This window comes from Adlercreutzia sp. ZJ304 (genome assembly GCF_011039075.1).
Lineage (GTDB): Bacteria > Actinomycetota > Coriobacteriia > Coriobacteriales > Eggerthellaceae > Adlercreutzia_A.
Map to the genome: position 1 here is coordinate 107,456 of NZ_JAAKEG010000006.1, position 18,470 is coordinate 125,925.

The 18,470-nt window shown below is 52.0% G+C and carries 21 protein-coding genes; 6 read left to right on the forward strand and 15 right to left on the reverse strand.

Going from position 1 to position 18,470, the window contains the following annotated elements; genetic code table 11:
* Window positions 1-53: 53 nt before the first annotated feature.
* Both G7Y46_RS04745 and G7Y46_RS04750 read left to right on the forward strand, forming a co-directional pair.
* Window positions 54-545 (forward strand): hypothetical protein, encoded by a 492-nt coding sequence (locus G7Y46_RS04745; protein ID WP_165252858.1) that lies wholly within the window; start codon window positions 54-56, stop codon window positions 543-545.
* Entirely contained in the window at window positions 520-792 is a 273-nt protein-coding gene (locus tag G7Y46_RS04750; RefSeq protein ID WP_165252860.1) for a hypothetical protein, read from the forward strand. Before G7Y46_RS04745 ends, G7Y46_RS04750 begins: the two co-directional genes overlap by 26 nt.
* Here the strand turns inward: G7Y46_RS04750 and G7Y46_RS04755 are convergent.
* The 3 genes from G7Y46_RS04755 to G7Y46_RS04765 are packed head-to-tail and all read right to left on the reverse strand — an operon-like array spanning window position 789 to window position 2,760.
* Window positions 789-1,568 (reverse strand): glucose 1-dehydrogenase, encoded by a 780-nt coding sequence (locus tag G7Y46_RS04755; protein WP_165062932.1) that lies wholly within the window; start codon window positions 1,566-1,568, stop codon window positions 789-791. The genes G7Y46_RS04750 and G7Y46_RS04755 overlap by 4 nt on opposite strands.
* Window positions 1,569-1,606: 38 nt before the next feature.
* Window positions 1,607-2,218: a VOC family protein gene (locus tag G7Y46_RS04760; RefSeq protein WP_165062931.1), complete on the reverse strand. Its 612-nt coding sequence runs from the start codon at window positions 2,216-2,218 to the stop codon at window positions 1,607-1,609.
* A gap of 35 nt (window positions 2,219-2,253) precedes the next feature.
* On the reverse strand, window positions 2,254-2,760 hold the full coding sequence (locus G7Y46_RS04765; RefSeq protein ID WP_165062930.1) for a hypothetical protein: 507 nt from the start codon (window positions 2,758-2,760) through the stop codon (window positions 2,254-2,256).
* 228 nt (window positions 2,761-2,988) lie between these two features.
* Here G7Y46_RS04765 and G7Y46_RS04770 point away from each other — a divergent pair, with 228 nt between their 5' ends.
* Window positions 2,989-3,204 (forward strand): hypothetical protein, encoded by a 216-nt coding sequence (locus G7Y46_RS04770; protein WP_165252862.1) that lies wholly within the window; start codon window positions 2,989-2,991, stop codon window positions 3,202-3,204.
* A 92-nt stretch (window positions 3,205-3,296) separates the two neighbouring features.
* Here the strand turns inward: G7Y46_RS04770 and G7Y46_RS04775 are convergent, their stop codons facing one another.
* From G7Y46_RS04775 to G7Y46_RS04795, 5 genes are all read right to left on the reverse strand, one after another.
* Window positions 3,297-3,749 (reverse strand): VOC family protein, encoded by a 453-nt coding sequence (locus G7Y46_RS04775; protein WP_165252864.1) that lies wholly within the window; start codon window positions 3,747-3,749, stop codon window positions 3,297-3,299.
* Between the two features lie 34 nt (window positions 3,750-3,783).
* Window positions 3,784-4,365 (reverse strand): TetR/AcrR family transcriptional regulator, encoded by a 582-nt coding sequence (locus G7Y46_RS04780; RefSeq protein ID WP_165062927.1) that lies wholly within the window; start codon window positions 4,363-4,365, stop codon window positions 3,784-3,786.
* Between the two features lie 76 nt (window positions 4,366-4,441).
* The gene (locus tag G7Y46_RS04785; protein ID WP_165252866.1) at window positions 4,442-5,242 is read right to left on the reverse strand and encodes a 4Fe-4S dicluster domain-containing protein; all 801 of its coding nucleotides are present in this window, start codon (window positions 5,240-5,242) and stop codon (window positions 4,442-4,444) included.
* A 1-nt stretch (window position 5,243) separates the two neighbouring features.
* Window positions 5,244-7,913 (reverse strand): molybdopterin-dependent oxidoreductase, encoded by a 2,670-nt coding sequence (locus tag G7Y46_RS04790; RefSeq protein ID WP_165252868.1) that lies wholly within the window; start codon window positions 7,911-7,913, stop codon window positions 5,244-5,246.
* A 152-nt stretch (window positions 7,914-8,065) separates the two neighbouring features.
* Window positions 8,066-8,584 (reverse strand): FKBP-type peptidyl-prolyl cis-trans isomerase, encoded by a 519-nt coding sequence (locus G7Y46_RS04795; protein WP_165062924.1) that lies wholly within the window; start codon window positions 8,582-8,584, stop codon window positions 8,066-8,068.
* A 240-nt stretch (window positions 8,585-8,824) separates the two neighbouring features.
* On the opposite strand from G7Y46_RS04795, the gene G7Y46_RS04800 reads away from it, so the two are divergent.
* Both G7Y46_RS04800 and G7Y46_RS04805 read left to right on the forward strand, forming a co-directional pair.
* On the forward strand, window positions 8,825-9,646 hold the full coding sequence (locus G7Y46_RS04800) for an SDR family oxidoreductase (protein ID WP_165252870.1): 822 nt from the start codon (window positions 8,825-8,827) through the stop codon (window positions 9,644-9,646).
* 1,174 nt (window positions 9,647-10,820) lie between these two features.
* The gene (locus G7Y46_RS04805; protein ID WP_165252872.1) at window positions 10,821-11,831 is read left to right on the forward strand and encodes a hypothetical protein; all 1,011 of its coding nucleotides are present in this window, start codon (window positions 10,821-10,823) and stop codon (window positions 11,829-11,831) included.
* A 59-nt stretch (window positions 11,832-11,890) separates the two neighbouring features.
* Here the strand turns inward: G7Y46_RS04805 and G7Y46_RS09215 are convergent, their stop codons facing one another.
* From G7Y46_RS09215 to G7Y46_RS04840, 7 genes are all read right to left on the reverse strand, one after another.
* A complete protein-coding gene (locus G7Y46_RS09215; RefSeq protein ID WP_346773616.1) occupies window positions 11,891-12,322 on the reverse strand; it encodes a hypothetical protein in 432 nt (143 codons plus the stop codon).
* Between the two features lie 217 nt (window positions 12,323-12,539).
* The gene (locus tag G7Y46_RS04815; RefSeq protein WP_165062921.1) at window positions 12,540-12,797 is read right to left on the reverse strand and encodes a hypothetical protein; all 258 of its coding nucleotides are present in this window, start codon (window positions 12,795-12,797) and stop codon (window positions 12,540-12,542) included.
* A 427-nt stretch (window positions 12,798-13,224) separates the two neighbouring features.
* Window positions 13,225-13,989 carry a 4Fe-4S binding protein gene (locus G7Y46_RS04820; RefSeq protein ID WP_165252876.1) on the reverse strand — a complete coding sequence of 255 codons (765 nt, stop codon included), beginning with the start codon at window positions 13,987-13,989 and terminating at the stop codon, window positions 13,225-13,227.
* Window positions 13,990-14,070: 81 nt separating this feature from the next.
* Entirely contained in the window at window positions 14,071-15,441 is a 1,371-nt protein-coding gene (locus G7Y46_RS04825; protein WP_165252878.1) for a radical SAM protein, read from the reverse strand.
* Between the two features lie 358 nt (window positions 15,442-15,799).
* On the reverse strand, window positions 15,800-16,426 hold the full coding sequence (locus G7Y46_RS04830; protein ID WP_165062918.1) for an SOS response-associated peptidase family protein: 627 nt from the start codon (window positions 16,424-16,426) through the stop codon (window positions 15,800-15,802).
* A gap of 14 nt (window positions 16,427-16,440) precedes the next feature.
* A complete protein-coding gene (locus G7Y46_RS04835; protein WP_241157051.1) occupies window positions 16,441-16,674 on the reverse strand; it encodes a hypothetical protein in 234 nt (77 codons plus the stop codon).
* A gap of 105 nt (window positions 16,675-16,779) precedes the next feature.
* Window positions 16,780-17,676 (reverse strand): LysR family transcriptional regulator, encoded by an 897-nt coding sequence (locus tag G7Y46_RS04840; RefSeq protein ID WP_165062916.1) that lies wholly within the window; start codon window positions 17,674-17,676, stop codon window positions 16,780-16,782.
* Between the two features lie 127 nt (window positions 17,677-17,803).
* Here G7Y46_RS04840 and G7Y46_RS04845 point away from each other — a divergent pair, with 127 nt between their 5' ends.
* Window positions 17,804-18,448, forward strand: a complete 645-nt coding sequence (locus G7Y46_RS04845; RefSeq protein WP_165252880.1) for an SDR family NAD(P)-dependent oxidoreductase — start codon at window positions 17,804-17,806, stop codon at window positions 18,446-18,448.
* Window positions 18,449-18,470: the final 22 nt, after the last annotated feature.

The window sequence follows — 18,470 nt, forward strand, 5'->3', positions numbered from 1 at the left end:
TACGCCGCTGGCGGCGCTTCCCCCAAACCATCATCGTCACGAAAGGAGCTTCGATGCCCCACTCAAAGAAGACCTTCACTCCGCAAGATGCCGATCTGCGCCGGATCACGGAGGCCTTTTCGCGCCTGAAGACGGCGGGAAGGGACGATCGCGACATCTGGTCCGCCTTCGTCACGATGGCTGCAGCACCCATGGCCATGGCGGCTGGCTGCGCACCCGGCTCGCTCGTCGAGGACGCCGAAAGGCGGTTCAAGAGATACGATGGGCTCACAGACGAGTTCGACGAGATGCTCTCCGCTCTCACCGACGCGCTTGAGGCGGATTCCGACCGCGATGTCATGGGCCACGTATACAACGCCCTCGGCCTTCCGATGCGCTCCCGCTCACAGTTCTTCACGCCCTATGGCATCTCCAGGATGATCGCGCGGATGATGCTTTCCGACAGCGCGAAAGCCAAGGAGAAGGGCTACGTCACGATATGCGACCACCCGCGAGGGCTACGAGCGTATTTGCAGGCGCGTGGACGAGCTGAGCGAGGGCCGTGACGCCTATCCGCTCATCGGCACGGAGCGGGAGCCTGAGTTCTTCGAGGAGCAGGACGGCTCAGTGGTGTTCGGCTGGGACTGGGTCAAGTGGTACGACGGGCAGCTTGCGGACGTGACGGACGTCTCCGATGCGCTTTCCGAGATCGCGGATGACGGCATCGCTTGCGCGCGGCGTGCCCGACCTCCGGATAGCCGGCGTGACAGATCGGGCTGCCAGCGAGATCTGTCACGCCGGATTCCCCTTTAAGCCATTTCTCCACCATCGATCAAAATGCTGGAGCCTGTCACCCACTGAGAAGCATCTGATGCTAAATACAAAACTCCATTGGCGATATCTTCAGGCTGACCCAATCGCCGTAAGGGGATCCTTTGTGCAGCAGGGGCCACGAATTTCTCGAATTGCTCGTCCATTCCTTCTGGATGAGTCATCTCTGTCTCGATAAGGCCCGGTATAACAGCATTGACGCGAATCTTTTCCGGTGCGAGCTTCTTAGCGAAGAACTTGGTCCATGCCTTGATCGCACCCTTCGCTGCTGTATATGCAGCGCTACCAGCAGCATGAAGACTGGCAAGGGAGTTGACAAGTATGATTGAGCCATTATCCGATTTGGCACATTCTTTGTGTCCGTACTTGAGCATGTAGAAAACGCCATCTAGGTTTATATCCAATACATTTCTGTAGTTCTCCATGTCGAACTCGTCATCGATGGTTCGTCCATTTAAGCCATTAATGCCATGGGCAAGGACGATGACATCAAGTCTTCCAAAACGACTGACGCACTCTGTGATCGCTCGCTTGCATTGTTCTGGATCCGAGACATCAATGGCGCAATATCCGGCTTCAACGCCGTAGGCTTTGATTTCCTCTACAGCCTCAGCTAATCGATCTTCGCGTCTCGCTATCAAGAAGACGTTAGCCCCTGCTTCTGCTAGCACTCGAGCAGAAGCTTTGCCGATGCCCTCACTGCTTGCTCCGGTAATAAGCGCAACGCGCCCTTCCATACTGAATTGATCTAAGTTCATTCTTCTCCTTCAGCAACTTATCTAACACACGTTTCTTACTAACCCATTTCCCTTATGAAATCGGTTTCACCATCCCAATCTTTACCGGCATTGATCACCATGTCGTGAATGAATTTCGCTCCATCATCAATAAGTTGAACCATCATTCCTAATTCCTCGGTCATGTCTACGACCATGAATCCGATCTTGTTCTCATCCAAGCCTAGCGTTGAAGGATCGATCCCCATCGCTTCGCATTTCTCCAATGCTCCTGAGATGTCGGTATACCCAATAACGACAATCGGGATACCAAGTTCCTCACATGCCTCTTTGGCTTCTTCGAGACTTTCGACGAAAACATGAAGATGATTGATCCCAGGTTTATCCATATCGTTGTAATCGGTATACATGGAGTCGCCTGGGGTTAATTGCTGTACAACTTCCACAGAATGACTTCCCCATGCGCCGTAATACGCCCGAAGCTCAAAAGGGTTTTCAAGCTCTTTCCCTCGATAGATCACCTTGCTGAATTTGTTTACTGTTGTGAAATAAGGGCCTGAGCCGAATAACCTGTTGTGCTCTCTAGCAAATCGTTCACCATCTGGGGCATAAAAGCCGATCTGATGAACAAAGTCTCTGCCCTTGAAGTAATTTTGATACCTGCTGCTCATCGTTCTCCTCCTTTTGGATCGAATTCCAGACCGTATTAATTCACGTTATTTATCATTCGCTCTAGATTCTCGTACCCACCTTGTAATGGTTTTTGCGTAACGATGTCTTTTGCGCCGATCTTTATCAGATAGCCCAAATCGTTCTCCACTGACTGAATCCTTGAATCCAACGGGCCATTTATCAAGGTCATCCATGTATGGGACTCGTCCTTCAAAAGCGGAAGTAACAATTCGAGGATTTCTTCAGATCCTGAGACATCGAGAACATAGGCGATCAGAAGACCTAGCAGCCTTCTTTGCTCAATGGTGCATGGGTCGTCAAACAAGGCTGAAACATCAAAGAGCGAAGCGCCTAGGTAATATCTGATCTGATTTAGAATTCCATAGTAATCTTCAGCAATTTCTAGGGGAACTTGCACTTCATTGGCGGCATTTCCAAGCAAAACCAAATCATCTTTTGGAATTCCATCTGAAGAGAGCTTGAGGATAAGGTCTCTGGTAATAAGGAAATTGCTAAAGGGGGGTATGATTCCGTGTGCCATTATGTCTCCTTGAGTATCCTTATCTTCAACTTTAATTGCTTCGGATTATTTCGCCATTCACAAAAAAAACTGACTGCATTAGACCTATGAACAAATCTTAAGAATCATTCATTTTAGGGTTGCAATTCCTAAAAATGTAACCTTGATCTCGTCATCCATTAAAGCTGTGAATTGAGACTAGGCGCAATATTCGCAATTATGGAATCACCCGATAGAAAGAGGTGACCCATGGCTTTGTCGGTAAAAACAAAGTTGAAGGAGATCATGAAGCGCGAGGATGCAATGGACGTTCTCGAAGAGTACGTACCAGGTGTTAAGGAAAATCCGAAGCTTAAACTCGGTGCTTCAATGCCAATAGACATGCTTGCGAAAATGGCACCTGACATGCTTCCGCCAGACAAGATCCCTGAACTGGATGCTGCACTTCAAAAGCTTCCAGATTAAATCTTCTTAAAGCTGGAGACTCTGTACCTAGAAAAATGACCCTGGCAATATCAGGGTCATTTTTAGTTTGTGAATAGCTGAGAACTATGTCTTTATTCTTCGACGGGCATAGGGAAATATTCCAGAACCGTCCCAATATCATCACGGAAATCGTAATACTCCCACTCAAATGGAATGCCCTTTTGATAACCCGCCAACAAGAGCTTATGACCTGAATTCCTTAGGTCGTCCTCATCATCAGTAGAGACGCTAATATGATGCAGAGAAATCCACGTATCGAGCTTGTCTAACCAATGTGCATAGTCTGAATGATCATCGAGTGGCTGAATCAATTCTATCTCGATGTCCAATTCAGAATCTGTTGCGCAAAGGAAAGCATAGTCCTGTTTCTCTCCATCACAAATCATCCCAGTAAATTCTTCGTTTGATACTTTGGTTACAGGACTCCAATCCGTAAGTCCCACCTTGGTGAAGTTCTCTATTGCCTTCTCTATGTCCCTTGTAACGAAACCAAGTTGCTTTATTTCTGTAATATGATTTGCCATATTATGTCCTTCTAACGAATCAAAATCTCACGGATCAAAGGTCTGCGAGTTTCATCCAATAGTTAATGCTCATATCGTTGAAAAGCTTCGAAAGATTGCTTGCGCTCACTTGCTGGCCGTCTTTTAGCCATCTTTGAATCAAGACTGCGTTGCCTGCAGCAAAATAGTAGCTAACATATTCTTTGCGCCAATCCGAATCATCCATGCCGAGATTGGAGAGTATCTCGGTATTCAATATTCTGATGTTCTTGATCAGAGCTTCCACTAAGGGGCTATCTATGTCTCCAGCTTTGCAGCAGAGACGAGAATAGAATTCGAAATCTTCGCTGATCTCTTTGTAGATCATCTCGTTTACAGCAGTCGGAAAAGTGGTTCTAAGCTCCGGATTCTCCATCATAGACATTACGACATCAGATAACTGAATCAATGGTCGAATCAATTTCTCATGCACCAATTGATCGACAATGTCGTATTTACTCTTGTAGTGAACGTAAAAGGTCTTTCTAGACACGTTCGCATTGTCGCAGATTTGGTACACAGCGACTTTGTCATAAGAAATCCCTTTATTCACAATGAGATCTCTGAAGCTCTCTGCAATGACCTCTTTTGCGTTCATGACCTTTTCCGAAACGACAATAGGTAGGATAAGTCTTCTTATCCTACCTATCTAATTTTACACTCTTGATACTCGGTTATTTGAGCGCAATGTTGCCCATTCCGATGGATTTCTCCTTAGTAGAAACATTTCCTTTGTAGGACTTTCCTCCACCATGGATGGTGAGCTCTAGCTCCTCTTCGGGAAGATTTCTGAGCCAGAAATCTCCAAAAGCATCAGTCTTTACCGTCCAGCTCCCACTTGGACTTTTAGCGGTAACCGTAGCACCTGTTACTACTTCTTCGATTTCAGGATCATAAACTTTACCAGCAACGAATCTCTTTGGAAGACCGCGATAATAAACGCGGGTCTTGAGGCCAAACTCAGGCTTTAGCCTCTCTGTATCCGCAAGGTCCAGCTCAGATTCTTCGCCGAATTGAATTGCATCAAGGTGGCAGTTATCAACACACCTAGGAACACTGATCGGATGGCCACGATCGATAAGATGCGCACAGCCGGTGCACTTCTGCGGAATCTCAAGCTCTTCGTTCCAGAAGATTGCCTTGTAAGGGCAAGCATCAACAATCTGCTTTTGACCCTTTGCCTTCTCAGGATCGATGATCACTAGACCATCTTCTCTTTGATATACTGCATCGTCTTTCGCCGCCTTGATGCAAGGAGCATTCTCGCAATGCTGGCACATGACAGGAACATAAGAAACCTTTACATGAGGGCGTGCGCCATGTTCGGTTTCGTATAGGTGCAGCCAAAATTGCCCAGTGTCAGGCTGTGACTCAGCGTAGGGCATCCAACAATTGCCGCAATGCTCATCTTTGCAGCCAATCTGGCAATCGTAGCATCCTACGCACTTGTTCAAATCAACAAGAAAGGCTTTCATATTATTCGACTCCTTCTACCCAGCCATCATAATGAGAGCCAGATGCAGGATCGTATGCTCTCTCGAAGGCTTCAGGATATTGTTTGACCCATCCAGCCATCTCCTCGTCAGAGACCTTCTGAACGTCTACAAGATAGCCACTAACCGCAAAGCCATAGCAATGCTTAGAGATTGGTCCTGCAGGGCTGATCAGATTGATATTTCCTCCGCGGTCGAATTCACTAGCTATTGGATCTGAACGTGAACCCTTGTTCACCATTACTGACTGAGGAAGGATTCTCTCTGAAACCTTAGCTCCGCAAAGAACGGTGCCACGCTCGTTATAAACCTTAACGATATCGCCATCCTCGATGCCCTGCTTCTTCGCATCCTCAGGGGACATCCAGCAAGGCTCATAGAGGTATCCATCCTTACCAACAACCTTTGCTGTTGGGATCTCGCGATGCCAAGTGATATCGTCGCATTGTGCATGGAAGCGCCAACGTCCAGTGCAAGCATTGACCAAGAATGGATACTTCTTGGCTCGCTCGCCCGCAAGGGTTTCATCATGAGTCCAGCCCTCTGACTCAGGACCGCCTACGATCCATTTTGCGAGCGGCTGACGCTCTTTGTCATCAGGGAAATTCTCTTCGAGCTGATCAGAATAGAACTCGATCTTTCCAGAAGGCGTGCCAACCGGGAAGCTCTCAGGATCTTCGTAGAAGAGTCGAGCATTTGGCTTGTAGTCCTTTGCGTATGGATCCTGTTTCGGTACGTAGAAACCCTTAGCCTTTAGCTCTTCCCAACCGATTTCACTAACAATTGGCGAACGTTCATATTCAGACTTCTTCTGCTGTTCGATTGTGAGTCCGAATGCCGGCTCACCCTCGATGCGACCTTCCGCCATCTGTTTAGGAAGCTCAGGGTCGAAACGCTCTGCTATCTTCAGGGAGATTTCGTAGTCAGACAGCGACTCGCCGACAGGTGGGATCGCAGCGTCTTGGACAGCGACCACCTCAATAGAGTCGCCCATGCCTGATCCTACGATATCCGATTCTTCAGCAGGGGTGGTTACAGGAAGAACAAGGTCTGCAAAAAGCGAGTCGTTCTCAAGCCAAGGATGATTCGTGATCACACACTCTAGATCCTTGTTGCGCATCGCCTCTTGGAATTCGAATCCGCCATTCCAGCAAGTTTGATTACAAGGCTTTTCAGACCAGAGCATATGGACCTTAGCGCCGCCCTCATCTTCCTCGATGGGATAGAAATTATGCTCGAATTGCTCGTCTGGCATCGCGAAGATGATCTGCGGGCTTCCCCACCAATCCGAATGTCCATTCTGAATCGAGCGAGCAACCAAGGTTCTCGGGATTGTCTGATCTGCTGGATAGAACTGCATAGCATGCATTTCTGAGAACATCATAGGGCCGTAAGGAGTAGGACGAACCGCCTGCTTGCCTCCGCCATACGAGAACAGATGGATCTGCTGTACGCCAGGAGCGCCAAAGCCCTGCAGAGCGAGTTTGTATACCTCAGTGCGTCCAGGCTCATGGCTGTATGGCCCACGAACATGGCAGCCGCAGTAGTGCAGAATAGAGGTTGTCTTAGTGCCCCATTCGCGTGCGAGTGCTTTAATTGTCCAAGGCTCTACTCCGCAAATCTCAGAAGCCCATTTTGGAGTCTTAGGAATACCATCTTCTTCGCCTAGGACATATGCCTTCAGCTTATCGAAGCCATATGTATGGGTCTCCACATAGTTGACGTCATAAAGGCCTTCCGTAAGCCAAACGTACATCATGCCGTAGTCGAGAGCGACATCAGTATTTGGAAGCAGCGGGATCCATGTGATCTCGTCATGGCAAACAGAGGTGTATGTGCAGAATGGGTCAACAACTACAAGCTTGATGCCGATATCCATCCAGAAGCGCATGACGCGACTCATCCATTGGCTGGCATAATTTTGGGTGGTCTCAAGGTCGCCCGCCTGCATGATGACCATGTCGGCATTTTTGGTGACATCTTCGATAACGTTCCATCCGTTATCGAACATTCCCAAACCAGCTTGCACCTGTGCGCCCCAAGCGAACTTGGCTCCCCAGTAGAATCCCTCAACTGAGTCTGGGGTTCTGACCTCACGAGTGAAACCGCCGGTTCTCATGAGCAAGTTGATGTGATTACCACCAACCATGTGGATGATCTTCGATTGGCAATGTCCATCTTCGCCGACTGCAAGTACGGAATTCTCACCGTAAGTCTTGCGAACACGTTTGATCTCATCGGCGATGATATCGCATGCTTCATCCCAGCTAATGCGAACGAATTTGGATTTGCCGCGGTTCTCGGCGTTGATCTTGTCGGGGTCTCCGCCTGGTTCCCAGTCAACGCGTTTTAGTGGATACTTTACGCGATTCTTCGAATAGATGCGCTTCTTGTATGCAAGCGACTGATAAGGTGGAGCGGTTTTCACTGGACATTTCAGCGTCTTTCCTCTTGCCGTGAAAGACCAAAGGCTGTCTTTGAGCTCATCCATCGAATACTCATCGGTATATCGAATAGGACGAATTCTGACTACCTTGCCGTCTTTCGAATCAATGGCTGATAGTTCACCGCCTGTGCCACCGCAAGCCATCCCACGATAGATCGTAGTTTCTGGTTCTTGCCATGGGCCGCTTGCGACCTCATGCTCTGCCATATCCACTCCTCTCTTGTTTTGTCAGATTATTCCGACATTACAAAGGTAGGAGACGGGACTAAGTCAACTCAATTCTCAAAAAGGTATGCTTTGGCAAAACAGTTGACAGTTTTGCCAAATAGAACAAACCGGGTTACAAAAGAAAAGATTCGTCACTCATTATCATGTTCACAGTGAAGATGCGCCTTACACCCGCATTCCTTTTCATGATGGTATTCTTCGTGGCTTATCGCATCTTCTTCGGAGTTGATAATTTTTACTACAGAGATCTTGTAGTTAATAGCATTTCCCGCTAGTTCATGATTGTGGTCAAAAGTAACGGTATCATCTGAAACTTCGACTACCTTTGTCCGCATAGGCCCCATATCAGTGTTGAAGATTATATAGTCGCCAACAGGAAGAGCGTCTGCGTTTGGAATGTCTGATCTCGGAACTTTTTCAATAAGATTTGGATCGTATTCACCATAAGCATCTTTTGCTTCGACCCTCTGTGTGATCCGGCTATCTTTATCCAAACCGAGTAGAATCTCATTCAGCAGTGGCAGGATTTCTTTTTGCTGCAAGTCAATTTCTATAGGTATCCCACCTTGGCGATGGGTGTCGAAGAAGGTTCTTCCATCGTCAAGGCTAGCTGTGATGTGAATCTTAGCCTTGCTGTTTTTCTCTATCATCTCATCTCCCCTTTTTTTGAATCTATCAAGTGATTCGCGATCATGGAACTTCTCAATATGTATATTTGTATAACTTCTTCAGGAACTTTACTGGATTATGTCACCCGCATTGTTTGAGACATCTTTAATTGAGAATGGTAAGCAACGGGGATTAAGGGTAGCTTTAAATCACTTGCAAGTTCAGAAAGAGCGCATCGGTCTCTTTCTGGCTCGAGAACAATTTTGAGAGGACGATGGCGTATGGAAAGCGAGATGAAAGTAGATGTAAACAAGGCATTCGATTTAACTGGCAGAGTAGCACTTATCACTGGTGCTAGCTCATGGGGTATCGGATCCGCTTCGGCCGAGGCTATGGCAGAAAAAGGAGCAAAGGTTTTCTTAGTTGCACGTCGCGAGGAACAGCTAAAGCAAAAGGTTGAAGAGTTCGAGAAGAAGGGCTATACAGCTGCATATGCGGTTTGTGATGTTGAAAAAGAAGAAGAATGCAAGGCAGCAGTTGATAAGTGTGTGGAGGCGTTCGGTCGCCTTGACATCCTCGTGACGTCCGCAGGCAATGCTGGTGAAGCGCCCTATGAGATCGCAGACGAGTTCGATACAGACAATTGGAGATGGGTGCATAGCCTGAATCTTGATGGAAGCATCTGGTTCATGAAGTATGCATGGAAAGAGTGTTCAAAACACAAGGTTGGATCGATTATCTTCATCTCTTCGCTCGGAGCATTTACTGCAGATGGGTGTGCTGCATATTGCTCGACAAAAGGCGCTTTGCGAAGTCTGACAACCCACTTTGGTTATCATCTGGCGCCATTCGGCGTGCGCGTTAATAGTATCTATCCAGGATACATTGCTACAGATCTAACCAAAGAAGCATTCCTGAATCCCTATTCCAGCGGTAATTTCATCGAAAGGGTTCCGATGGGGCGTCTTGGTATGCCAGAGGATATTGCATACGGAGCGTTATTCCTTGCGTCTGACGCATCGGCATTCATGACAGGGCAAGGCCTCATCATAGATGGCGGTCAGATCATCGAAGGAAGGGGCTTTCTTGAGTATGAAGGATAAATTATAAGCACTGCGCCAGTTCTTACTTTTCCCATTCTCTTGACTACCTGACTCCCCTAGATCAGGTAGCCTTTTTTATGTTAATCCTCATTGAAGTAGACGAACTTTTCTGTATAGGTTCAGAGCTTTCCTAAGAAGTTATCTCTGGGCAACTGATGTATCTTCGGCTTGTTCGGTGGCTTGTTCGGTATTCCCGCTTGTTAGCGCATCATCTTGTTCCCCAGCCCAATCCAGGTGCATGAACCGATTCTTCAATACGTTGTCCTCCCCGAGCAAAAGATTCCTGAAGAACGTCTCCAAGCCCTTGGCATCCGATGCTGTCGTTCAAGTCTCAGATTGAGTTCTGTTTGCTTTTGGTCGCGGGGCATGATTTGGATCTTTGATCTCCGGGTTATAAACAGATATGGGCCTGTTCGCAGTTGAAACGAACAGGTCCATTGTTTATTCAGGCGCAATCCGACATTTCCATGTCCGATTCCAGCCAATCCATGCAGTGGCCGCAGGCTAGAATCTATCCGCCAGCGCAACGAGGCGTTCACATCTGATTACAGGGAGGTTTCCATGAGGCGCAGGAAGAGGGAGGTCCTCGACAAGGACGAGGTCTTCGGGATACTCGCGAGGTGCAAAACCGTGCGCATCGGGATGTTCGGCGATAGGTACCCCAACCACCCGCGAGGGCTACGAGCGCATTTGTAGGCGCGTGGACGAGCTGAGCGAGGGCCGTGACGCCTATCCGCTCATCGGCACGGAGCGGGAGCCTGAGTTCTTCGAGGAGCAGGACGGCTCAGTGGTGTTCGGCTGGGACTGGGTCAAGTGGTACGACGGGCAGCTTGCGGACGTGACGGACGTCTCCGATGCGCTTTCCGAGATCGCGGATGACGGCATCGCTTGCGCGCGGCGTGCCCGACCTCCGGATAACCGGCGTAACAGCCCGAGCTGCCAGCGAGATCAGAGCACTGGTCCTGGCGGCGATGAAGACGCGAGGCATCCGACTGCCGAAACGCGCCGTCACGGTCGACCTCGTGTTCGACGTGCCTTTCGAAGCGATAAGCGAGCTGAGTCTCGCCGTATATGCCTCGTTGGTCTCTGCGTCTGGGATAATATAGGAGCTTGACAAGATGTTTGCCCAGCTGAGACAAATTGTCCCAATTGGGGTCAAGAGGGGAGGACGGAAATGGGCGCAACGCGAAGTCAGAAGAGGACTTTGATCGCCTTCTGCGAGTTATGCATTGCCCTTTACACTTACGGCGTCATCTCTGCTTCATATATACCAAGCCATATCGAGGGCATCGTTTTGCCTCTCGACTTCATGGTTGGGATCCCGCTGGGCTTCTATATTCTCGTCGTCAGGCCGCGAAGGCTTACGCTGCTGGCTATCATCCCTGTCATCTGGATCGGATACGGGCTGAGCGTGATTGCGCTCGGGTCGCCCAATGCGGGCATGCTTCCGTATCTGCTCGCCGTGTTAATTCCTTTCGAGCTTGCCATCGCGGTCTGGGAATGCCTGAAGGTCGTCAAGGTCTACAGGTCTGCGAAGGCGAAGAGCGAAGACCCTGTTGTCTGGTTCAAGGAGACGATGCTCTATCTCGTCCGGAAGGACGCGCCTGCGAGCATGGCGGCAGCCGAGCTCAGCGTCTGGTACTACGCATTGCTCTCGTGGCGAAAGAAGCCCTACGTGCTGCCGGGCGAAAGGGTGTTCAGCTACCATAACGCGGGCGGCTATATGAACATGATGCTCGGTATCGCGCTCGCGTTCCCGGTGGAAATCATTGGCGTCCATGTCCTCATATCCCAGTGGAGCGTCGTCGCTGCATGTGTCGTCACGGCGCTCTCGATCTATGCGGCTATCTGGCTCGCAGGCGATGCGCGAGCCCGCGTGATGCGACCTGTCACGTTAGGCGATGGCTATATCCGTCTGGAATGCGGCATCCAGATGAAGGCAGTGGTTCCGTTTTCCGACATAGAAAAGGTTTGTTTTTCCGAAAGCGAAATCAACGCTTTTGCGAAGACGGACAAGCTCAACTATGGAACCTTTTACCAAGCGAACGTATGGGTTGTTGTTAAGCATCCAGTTGAAGTCAGCACGATGCTCGGAAAAAAGCGCGTACGCGTCGTCGGATTGAGCCTGGACAATCCGGTGGCGTTAAAGAATTCTCTATCGGAACAGGAGTCGAGAGGACAATGATAAGGCTCCCCGCCCCCATCGGGTTTTGGGAAGGTGCGTACCCTTTCAAGCCGAAGTTGTCAGCCGTGCATGCGGTTTAGCTCTGCATTAGCAGCCAGCGCTATGAGGCCGTTCGCCCAGCCGGCCAGCTGCTTTTGCAGGTCGGCATCATCCGTTGACACAACGATCTCCTGCCCGAAAGGCGCAACCCTCAAAATCGCATAGCCATCCTTCAACTCGGCCCTTCGTCCTCCCTGCCATGAGATGTTAATCCTTTCGTCGGCGAAAAACGGCTCCAGCTTCCAGAGGGTCATCTTGTTCTGGCCCTCCAAGGTAAGAACGAGCGAATCGCTGTTCTTGATATTCTCGTCGGTTTCGTTGAACTTGAACGTGCCGTGCTCGCTTGGAGTATAGAGCCGGTTGTTTGGGCGCTCCGGGTTTTTGCAATGGGGATGCCAAGGGTAGCGCTCGATGCCCTCTGGCCTGTCTAGCTTCTCTTCGACCTTCAGCAGTTCAGATGAATTTCTTCAGCTCCGTTTCGCGCGTGATAGGCGCTAGTCCCAAAATCCTATCAGCTTCACCTCGTCGTCGGGGCTGCCGTCGAGGCAGGGCAGCCCATCTCTTCCTGCCCCGTAGACGAAGTCGTAGACGCTCCGCAGGTTCTTTCGCAAAAGGCGAAGGGCGGTGCACCAGCCGCCGTGCTCGAGCCTCTTCTCTATCAGCAGGTCGTCAGGCACATCGTCGAGGCGGCGGCCAGAAGATCATTTCGCTGAGGTCGTCCAGGGCCAGCCATTCTTCGTCGCGAACGAGGCCGTCTTCGCCGAACAGCTCCGCAGGCTCGTCGGCAAGACCGCCGAACGCGTCTTGGACGCGGTCTTGCAGCTCTTGCTTCTCATGCTCGGGAAGGCTCTGGGCCTCGAGCAGCGTGTAGCCGAAGTAGCCGAGGACGCGCTTATGAACAGGCTCGAACTTGCGTACACAGGGCATGGGAGTTCCTCTCCATGAGGGAATGGGCAGTGCGTGACGCACATGGCGAGCGCCGCTCATGACGAGAAGCGTGAAGCGTCTCACATCTCCAATGCCTACTATCTTCGATCCCGCATCAAGTCGGGACGAAAGGAAGAGGTGCACATGCAAAATGTAACAAGGGAAAGAAGGGGGCTGCTCTCAGGGACAGCAGAGCCGGCAGGACTTGCAAGACTCACAGGAATCGCGGGGTTGGCACTGCCAGCAGAGGGACTGATCGTGACCAGCCCGGACAAGCCACGTGGAGCAGGCGCCTGCTTGCTGCGGGCATGGCCTTCTCGGTATTGAGCGTTGCGGTGTTCATCGCCTCCAGGCAGCCGTATGCGGGAATCGTCCGTTTCGCCCTTCTCGTGATAAAAGGATTCTTTTTGAGGTAGATTATGCGATTCTACAAAAACAGCTCTGGGTCCTTCTTCTCCATGCAGGCCTTCTTGATGGCCTTCGCGGCAACAGACACCATCATCTTGTTGATGCTGCGTGCATTCTTTGGGCAGACTTGGATGCAACGCATGCACGAGATGCAGAGGGCCTTGTTGGCAGCATAATCCTCCGAATTAATGGCGGCGGCTGGACACGCGCGTGCGCACTCTCCGCACGAGACGCAATTGCCGGTCACTTTGGGAACCAGCGGAACAGACCCCGCCTTCTTATATGGCGTGTTCCCAGGAACCTCGAACGGCTCGTTGGCCCCTGCTTGCATCTTCTCCTTTATTTCTTCAGCAAATTTCTTGAGAGCATCGACTTCGGGAAGATCGGGCATTCCCGTTGCATACTGGTGCATGATCGAATGCTCCGTAATGGCCGATATGGCGGCGATAACATCAAACCCCATCTTCTCGGCTGAATCCTTGAGCTCGAGCAGCGCATCGTCGTAAGCGCGGTTACCGTAGGCGATTACAACTATGGATTTCGAGCCCTGAGGATCGATCTTTTGCAAGCGCTCCAAAGCGAGCGCCGGAACCCTTCCCCCGAAGCAAGGCATCGATATAACCGAGAGGCCGACCGGATCCAAGACGAGATCGCTCTCGTTTACGAAGGGGTCCGAGAGGTCTATGGTCCTTATCTCGCCGCCGTCCGACAGCGATTCGCACAATACGCCGGCGATCTTCCCGGTTCCTCCTGTAGGGCTGAAGACTATGTTGTTGATAATCATCGTTCTTCCTCTCTTGGTCATGCCTAAGAGCCCGTGCGCTTCGGCAGCCGCGCACGGGCGGGGTCGTTCGCGGGCGGGGTCTTATAGCGAGCGTCCTTCCGCTAGCAGGACAACGCCCGTCTCGTCGATCTCTATCGGTTCGATGGAAGCGACCCAGCCATAGAGATACTCGTTCGCGGTGTACTTCAGCGGATGGCATGGATGGTCTGCACACTGCTTTCGCTCCCACTCGCAGTTCCCCTTGCACAAGGGCAGCAGCGAGCATTCCGGACATGCCGGGTCATCAAAGGGATACGCCGGCGCCAATCCCGTCGGGATATCGGTCGCGTCGCCTATCGAATCAAGGTTGAAGGCCAGATGATCGGTCCTCCCCATGCGGCCATCGCACTTGTACACATCTCCCATCGCATCAATGGCATAGTAGCGTTCCTTCTGGCCACGGCAGAATAGCGGTATCGGCTGGAGCAGCGCGGCGAATTCGGCAAATGCGTGCCCTTCTTCGCAGAAGCGCTCGCATTGAAGGCGCGAAAATTCGCGATGGTCCATAAGCGAGAAGCGCGGCTCGCAGAATCGGCCGCGACCGAACGTGCCGTAGTAATCGTTCAACTTCGCGCGGATTGCGCTCATGCCGAACCGTTCTTGGAGCTGCGAATTCAGTTCGCTGAGGCACGAGTCGTTCACCTTGTCGGTGTTCATCAGCACCGTGACGCCGATGCCCTCGCCGAGCAAATTGCCGATGCCATCGAGAACGGCCTCGTACGAATTGCCGCCATTTCTCATGGGACGCCGCCCGTTATGCACAGCCTCCGGGCCGTCGACGGTGACGAGGGCCTCGGTCACGCGGCTCCGTCCCAGCATAGCGGCTTCCTCAGCACCGATGCGCGTCGCGTTCGACACCATGTTCGCGCTGAATCCGAGACCGCGCTCCTCGCAGAAGCGCATGAGCCCGGCCGAAATAGCATCTATCGCATCGGGCATGAGCATGGGCTCGCCGCCGTACCATTGGACCTCGATGCTCTCGTACGGCTCCGCTTCGAAGGCCAGCCTTGCGAAGTCGACGATCTTCTTCTGCATCGACCGGTCCATCCTCTTGCCCGAAGAGCTGCGCCCCTCTTCGTAGCAGTAGGGGCAAGCGAGATTGCAAGTGTAGGTCGGTACTATGCAGAGCGAGAGCACCGAGGAATCCTGCTGTAGCGCGCGGTGTTCCGCTACCGCTTCGGCGAGCTCGTCACAGGCGGCAGCGACGAGAAGCCCCGATCTTGCCAGCTGGGCTACAGCTCTCGCATCTATTCTCGCAAAGTCGCTTTCTTCGAGCAGCGCGCTCATCCCGAGGACGGCCGCAATGCTCTCATCGACGAGCGCCAGCGCTCCTGTGCGAGTGTTGTAGACAATCGAGCCATCGCGGCTCTCTTGCAATGCGACGATGTTGTATCTGGAGGGCTTCAGTTCCATGGAGCCATTGTATCTTTCGCGCAAGGGCTGAGCAAGGACACGTTATCGTCACAGCCTCACGCTCGTCTTTTCTGTTGATTGAAATCCGAGGCGCGCCCCCAGCCATTGCGCTTACTTATTCAATTAAGGGACAAGAGGGACTGATTGCTTGAAGCCTAAATTGTCAAACCCATCCGACTACGGTTGTTTCTCTATCGAGCCTATCCGCGCTCTGAAGCTGAAACTCGTTGAATCCCATGAGAGACCGCCCCTTGATCGTCAGGCATCATTGAAATCAGATTGAGAGTCGGCCACAAGGTGAAAACTGGGCTGGTCTAGCCCTCTTCGAGGTCTATGCCTTCTTTTTGATCCAGCAGCACTATTTCGCAGCATCAATCTCCAGCCTGACCGACGAGCGGTCCGCGAGCTCCTGGTAGTCAGGTCCAAGCCAGAGAGGCAGCTCCTCCCGGCGGACGACGAGCGGCATCCGGTGGTGTATCGGCGCCATATCGGCGTTCGCCTCGGTCGTGACCATGGAGAACCGGTCGCCCTTCCATGTGCAGCCTATGAGTATCACGTCCTCGCCCGGCACCCTGAACTCGTACTGCCGCTTTATCGGCCTTCCCGTCTTCGGAGATACAAAAGTCTCGTCCCTGTGCGTCTCGTAGAACGACGCGACGGGGATGATGCATCTCCTGTGCTCCATGGAGTCGCGCCAAGTCGGCTTCATCGCGCTCTCGATGCGGGTATTGAAGATGACGCCGGACCTCCACGGCTCCTCGAAGCCCCAGCCCATCTCGCGGGCGGACAGGCTGCCCTCTTGCAGCTTCGCAATGCCGACGGCGGTGTCGAACTGCGGAACGATGAGCGGAGCCGCGGAGTTGGGGTATGCCTGGATCCTGCGCGCCGGCCAGTCCGGCTCGAAGTTGAACGCGGCGTCCAGCTCGATCTCCTTTACGATCTCAAGCACCTCGTCGAATGTGAATATGACGCATCTCCCGCACATGTTTCCATCCTTGCTCAGCAGACATGCCCGTCTGTGATTTTCTCCTCCACGAACCATCGCAGATCCTCGTGATAGAGGAACGTTTCCCTGCCGTTGATGACGACGGCGTAGCAGACCCCGTCGCCTCCCACGCGCTTGGAGGAGCGACGGCAGACCGAGACCACCTTCTCGATCGGATAGGTCGTCCCGTCCCACCACTGCACCGACATGGGACGCGTCCTGCCGTCCTCGTCGATGCGCTCCGTCACGCAGCCAGATTTCTTCGCCTACAGGTCAAATTCGCCTCGTAGCTCTGAATGGGGCTTTTGGAAAAGAGTTTCATTCCGCAAGAGAATAGATTAATGCAGATCGCGTCACGATGCCAGGCAAACACTGGCTATCTCGTTGACGAAGTCGCGTATCACAGCAGCGGGGTCTTTTGAATAGATCAGGCCATAGGGCACCCGATAGCTCCACTCCATGGGTAGCGAGACGAAGCCGGGATGCACGCCCTCCCACGCATCGAGTGTCTCCATGAGCATGGACTTCCTCTCGCATTCGTTGAAGGTCTCGATGCTGTAGAAGCGCGGGGTGTCTTCAATATTGATGTTCGAATAGTCTCTCTCGATCTCGCTTCGGAGAGAGTCCATCACCGGCGAGGCCCCCTTCTGGACCAGCATGATCGATTGCCCTTCGAGGTCGCTCCATGTCAAGGATCGCCTCTGCGCAAGTGGATGGCTTCTTGGAACCGCCACTTCGCATTCATAGAAACCGAGCTTCAAGACGCCGCATGTCCTATGCCAGGCGGGCGCATCGCATGGCCCGAGGAAACAATCGATATGCGACCCCAATTGGGAAACCACCGCGTCAAGCTCCGTGTCGTCGTCAAAGGGAACGACCTCTATGCCGAACTCGCTGTGCCGCCCTATGCGCGACCACACTTCGAGAAGCCTTGAGCAGGGGCGCAGAAGCGATGTACCTACCCTTATCGTCCTCTTCTCCGCCTCACCCAGTGCCTTTATCTCGCTGGAGGTGGAACCAGAGATCTCGTTCATCCTCAGCGCGCCCTCAAGCAGGATGCGCCCCGCTTCCGTCAGGCTAACGCCGCGATTGGTTCTGGCGAGAAGCTTGGTCGCTAATTCTGCTTCAAGCGAATCCATCTGCTTTTTGACGGAAACCGCTGACAAGAAAAGAACATCAGCGGCCTTAGAGAAACTGCCAGCCTCTGCAACAGCGAGGAAAGTTACTATGCGAGCATCGAGCAAACCCATGGACGAATCCTTTCTGAATTAACCACAAGTTAACACGCATTAGTTAATTGAACCATTCCGGGATTCATCGGTAAAGCCTAGAGTTAACGACATCAGATCAATCTCTAGCGCGAAAGGAAGGCAGAGCATGAGCAAGAAGGTCGTAGTTATCGGAGCAGGCCCCGGTCTCGGCAACGCAGTTGCAAGGAAGTTCGGCAAGGAGGGCTATGAGGTCGCGCTGGTTTCGAGGAACCAGGGTAATCTTGATGCTTACAAGAAAGAGTTCGAAGAGCAAGGCATCGTGACGACTGTCTACGTTGCCGATGTGTCGGACATCCCCGAGTTGGACAAGACGATCGAGGACATCCAAGCGGATCACGGCGATCCCGATGTGATCATCTACAACGTCGGAATCACATCTGTTGACGAGGATCCCCTGACCGCCGAAGACGTCAAGCGCCACTTTGCGGCAGATGTCGTTGGCGCATATGAGACCATACAGAAGTTCTCAACACCAGGCTTCGCCGAGAGGCGCGGCTCCATCATCCTGACAGGCGGCATCTTGGCCGAGTCTCCCTATCCCGGTTACGTCGCCCTCTCTATGGACAAGGCGGCCCTGAGAAACCTCGCGCTTGAAAAGAACCAGGAACTTGCCGATAGCGGCATCTTCGTCGGCACGGTGATGGTATGCGGGATCATCGGCGGCAACGAGCATTTCGACCCGGACAACATCGCCGAATCGTATTGGAAGCTGAACGAGACTAGGAACGCATTCGAGGTCAAATTCGAGTAGACGATCGACAGACATCTGAAAG

Excerpts from the sequence above, each read along its gene's own strand:
- G7Y46_RS04745 (WP_165252858.1), top strand. The coding sequence starts at position 54 with ATGCCCCACTCAAAGAAGACCTTCACTCCGCAAGATGCCGATCTGCGC.
- G7Y46_RS04755 (WP_165062932.1), bottom strand. The coding sequence starts at position 1,568 with ATGAACTTAGATCAATTCAGTATGGAAGGGCGCGTTGCGCTTATTACC.
- G7Y46_RS04760 (WP_165062931.1), bottom strand. The coding sequence starts at position 2,218 with ATGAGCAGCAGGTATCAAAATTACTTCAAGGGCAGAGACTTTGTTCAT.
- G7Y46_RS04765 (WP_165062930.1), bottom strand. The coding sequence starts at position 2,760 with ATGGCACACGGAATCATACCCCCCTTTAGCAATTTCCTTATTACCAGA.
- G7Y46_RS04770 (WP_165252862.1), top strand. The coding sequence starts at position 2,989 with ATGGCTTTGTCGGTAAAAACAAAGTTGAAGGAGATCATGAAGCGCGAG.
- G7Y46_RS04775 (WP_165252864.1), bottom strand. The coding sequence starts at position 3,749 with ATGGCAAATCATATTACAGAAATAAAGCAACTTGGTTTCGTTACAAGG.
- G7Y46_RS04780 (WP_165062927.1), bottom strand. The coding sequence starts at position 4,365 with ATGAACGCAAAAGAGGTCATTGCAGAGAGCTTCAGAGATCTCATTGTG.
- G7Y46_RS04785 (WP_165252866.1), bottom strand. The coding sequence starts at position 5,242 with ATGAAAGCCTTTCTTGTTGATTTGAACAAGTGCGTAGGATGCTACGAT.
- G7Y46_RS04790 (WP_165252868.1), bottom strand. The coding sequence starts at position 7,913 with ATGGCAGAGCATGAGGTCGCAAGCGGCCCATGGCAAGAACCAGAAACT.
- G7Y46_RS04795 (WP_165062924.1), bottom strand. The coding sequence starts at position 8,584 with ATGATAGAGAAAAACAGCAAGGCTAAGATTCACATCACAGCTAGCCTT.
- G7Y46_RS04800 (WP_165252870.1), top strand. The coding sequence starts at position 8,825 with ATGGAAAGCGAGATGAAAGTAGATGTAAACAAGGCATTCGATTTAACT.
- G7Y46_RS04805 (WP_165252872.1), top strand. The coding sequence starts at position 10,821 with ATGGGCGCAACGCGAAGTCAGAAGAGGACTTTGATCGCCTTCTGCGAG.
- G7Y46_RS04815 (WP_165062921.1), bottom strand. The coding sequence starts at position 12,797 with ATGCCCTGTGTACGCAAGTTCGAGCCTGTTCATAAGCGCGTCCTCGGC.
- G7Y46_RS04820 (WP_165252876.1), bottom strand. The coding sequence starts at position 13,989 with ATGATTATCAACAACATAGTCTTCAGCCCTACAGGAGGAACCGGGAAG.
- G7Y46_RS04825 (WP_165252878.1), bottom strand. The coding sequence starts at position 15,441 with ATGGAACTGAAGCCCTCCAGATACAACATCGTCGCATTGCAAGAGAGC.
- G7Y46_RS04830 (WP_165062918.1), bottom strand. The coding sequence starts at position 16,426 with ATGTGCGGGAGATGCGTCATATTCACATTCGACGAGGTGCTTGAGATC.
- G7Y46_RS04840 (WP_165062916.1), bottom strand. The coding sequence starts at position 17,676 with ATGGGTTTGCTCGATGCTCGCATAGTAACTTTCCTCGCTGTTGCAGAG.
- G7Y46_RS04845 (WP_165252880.1), top strand. The coding sequence starts at position 17,804 with ATGAGCAAGAAGGTCGTAGTTATCGGAGCAGGCCCCGGTCTCGGCAAC.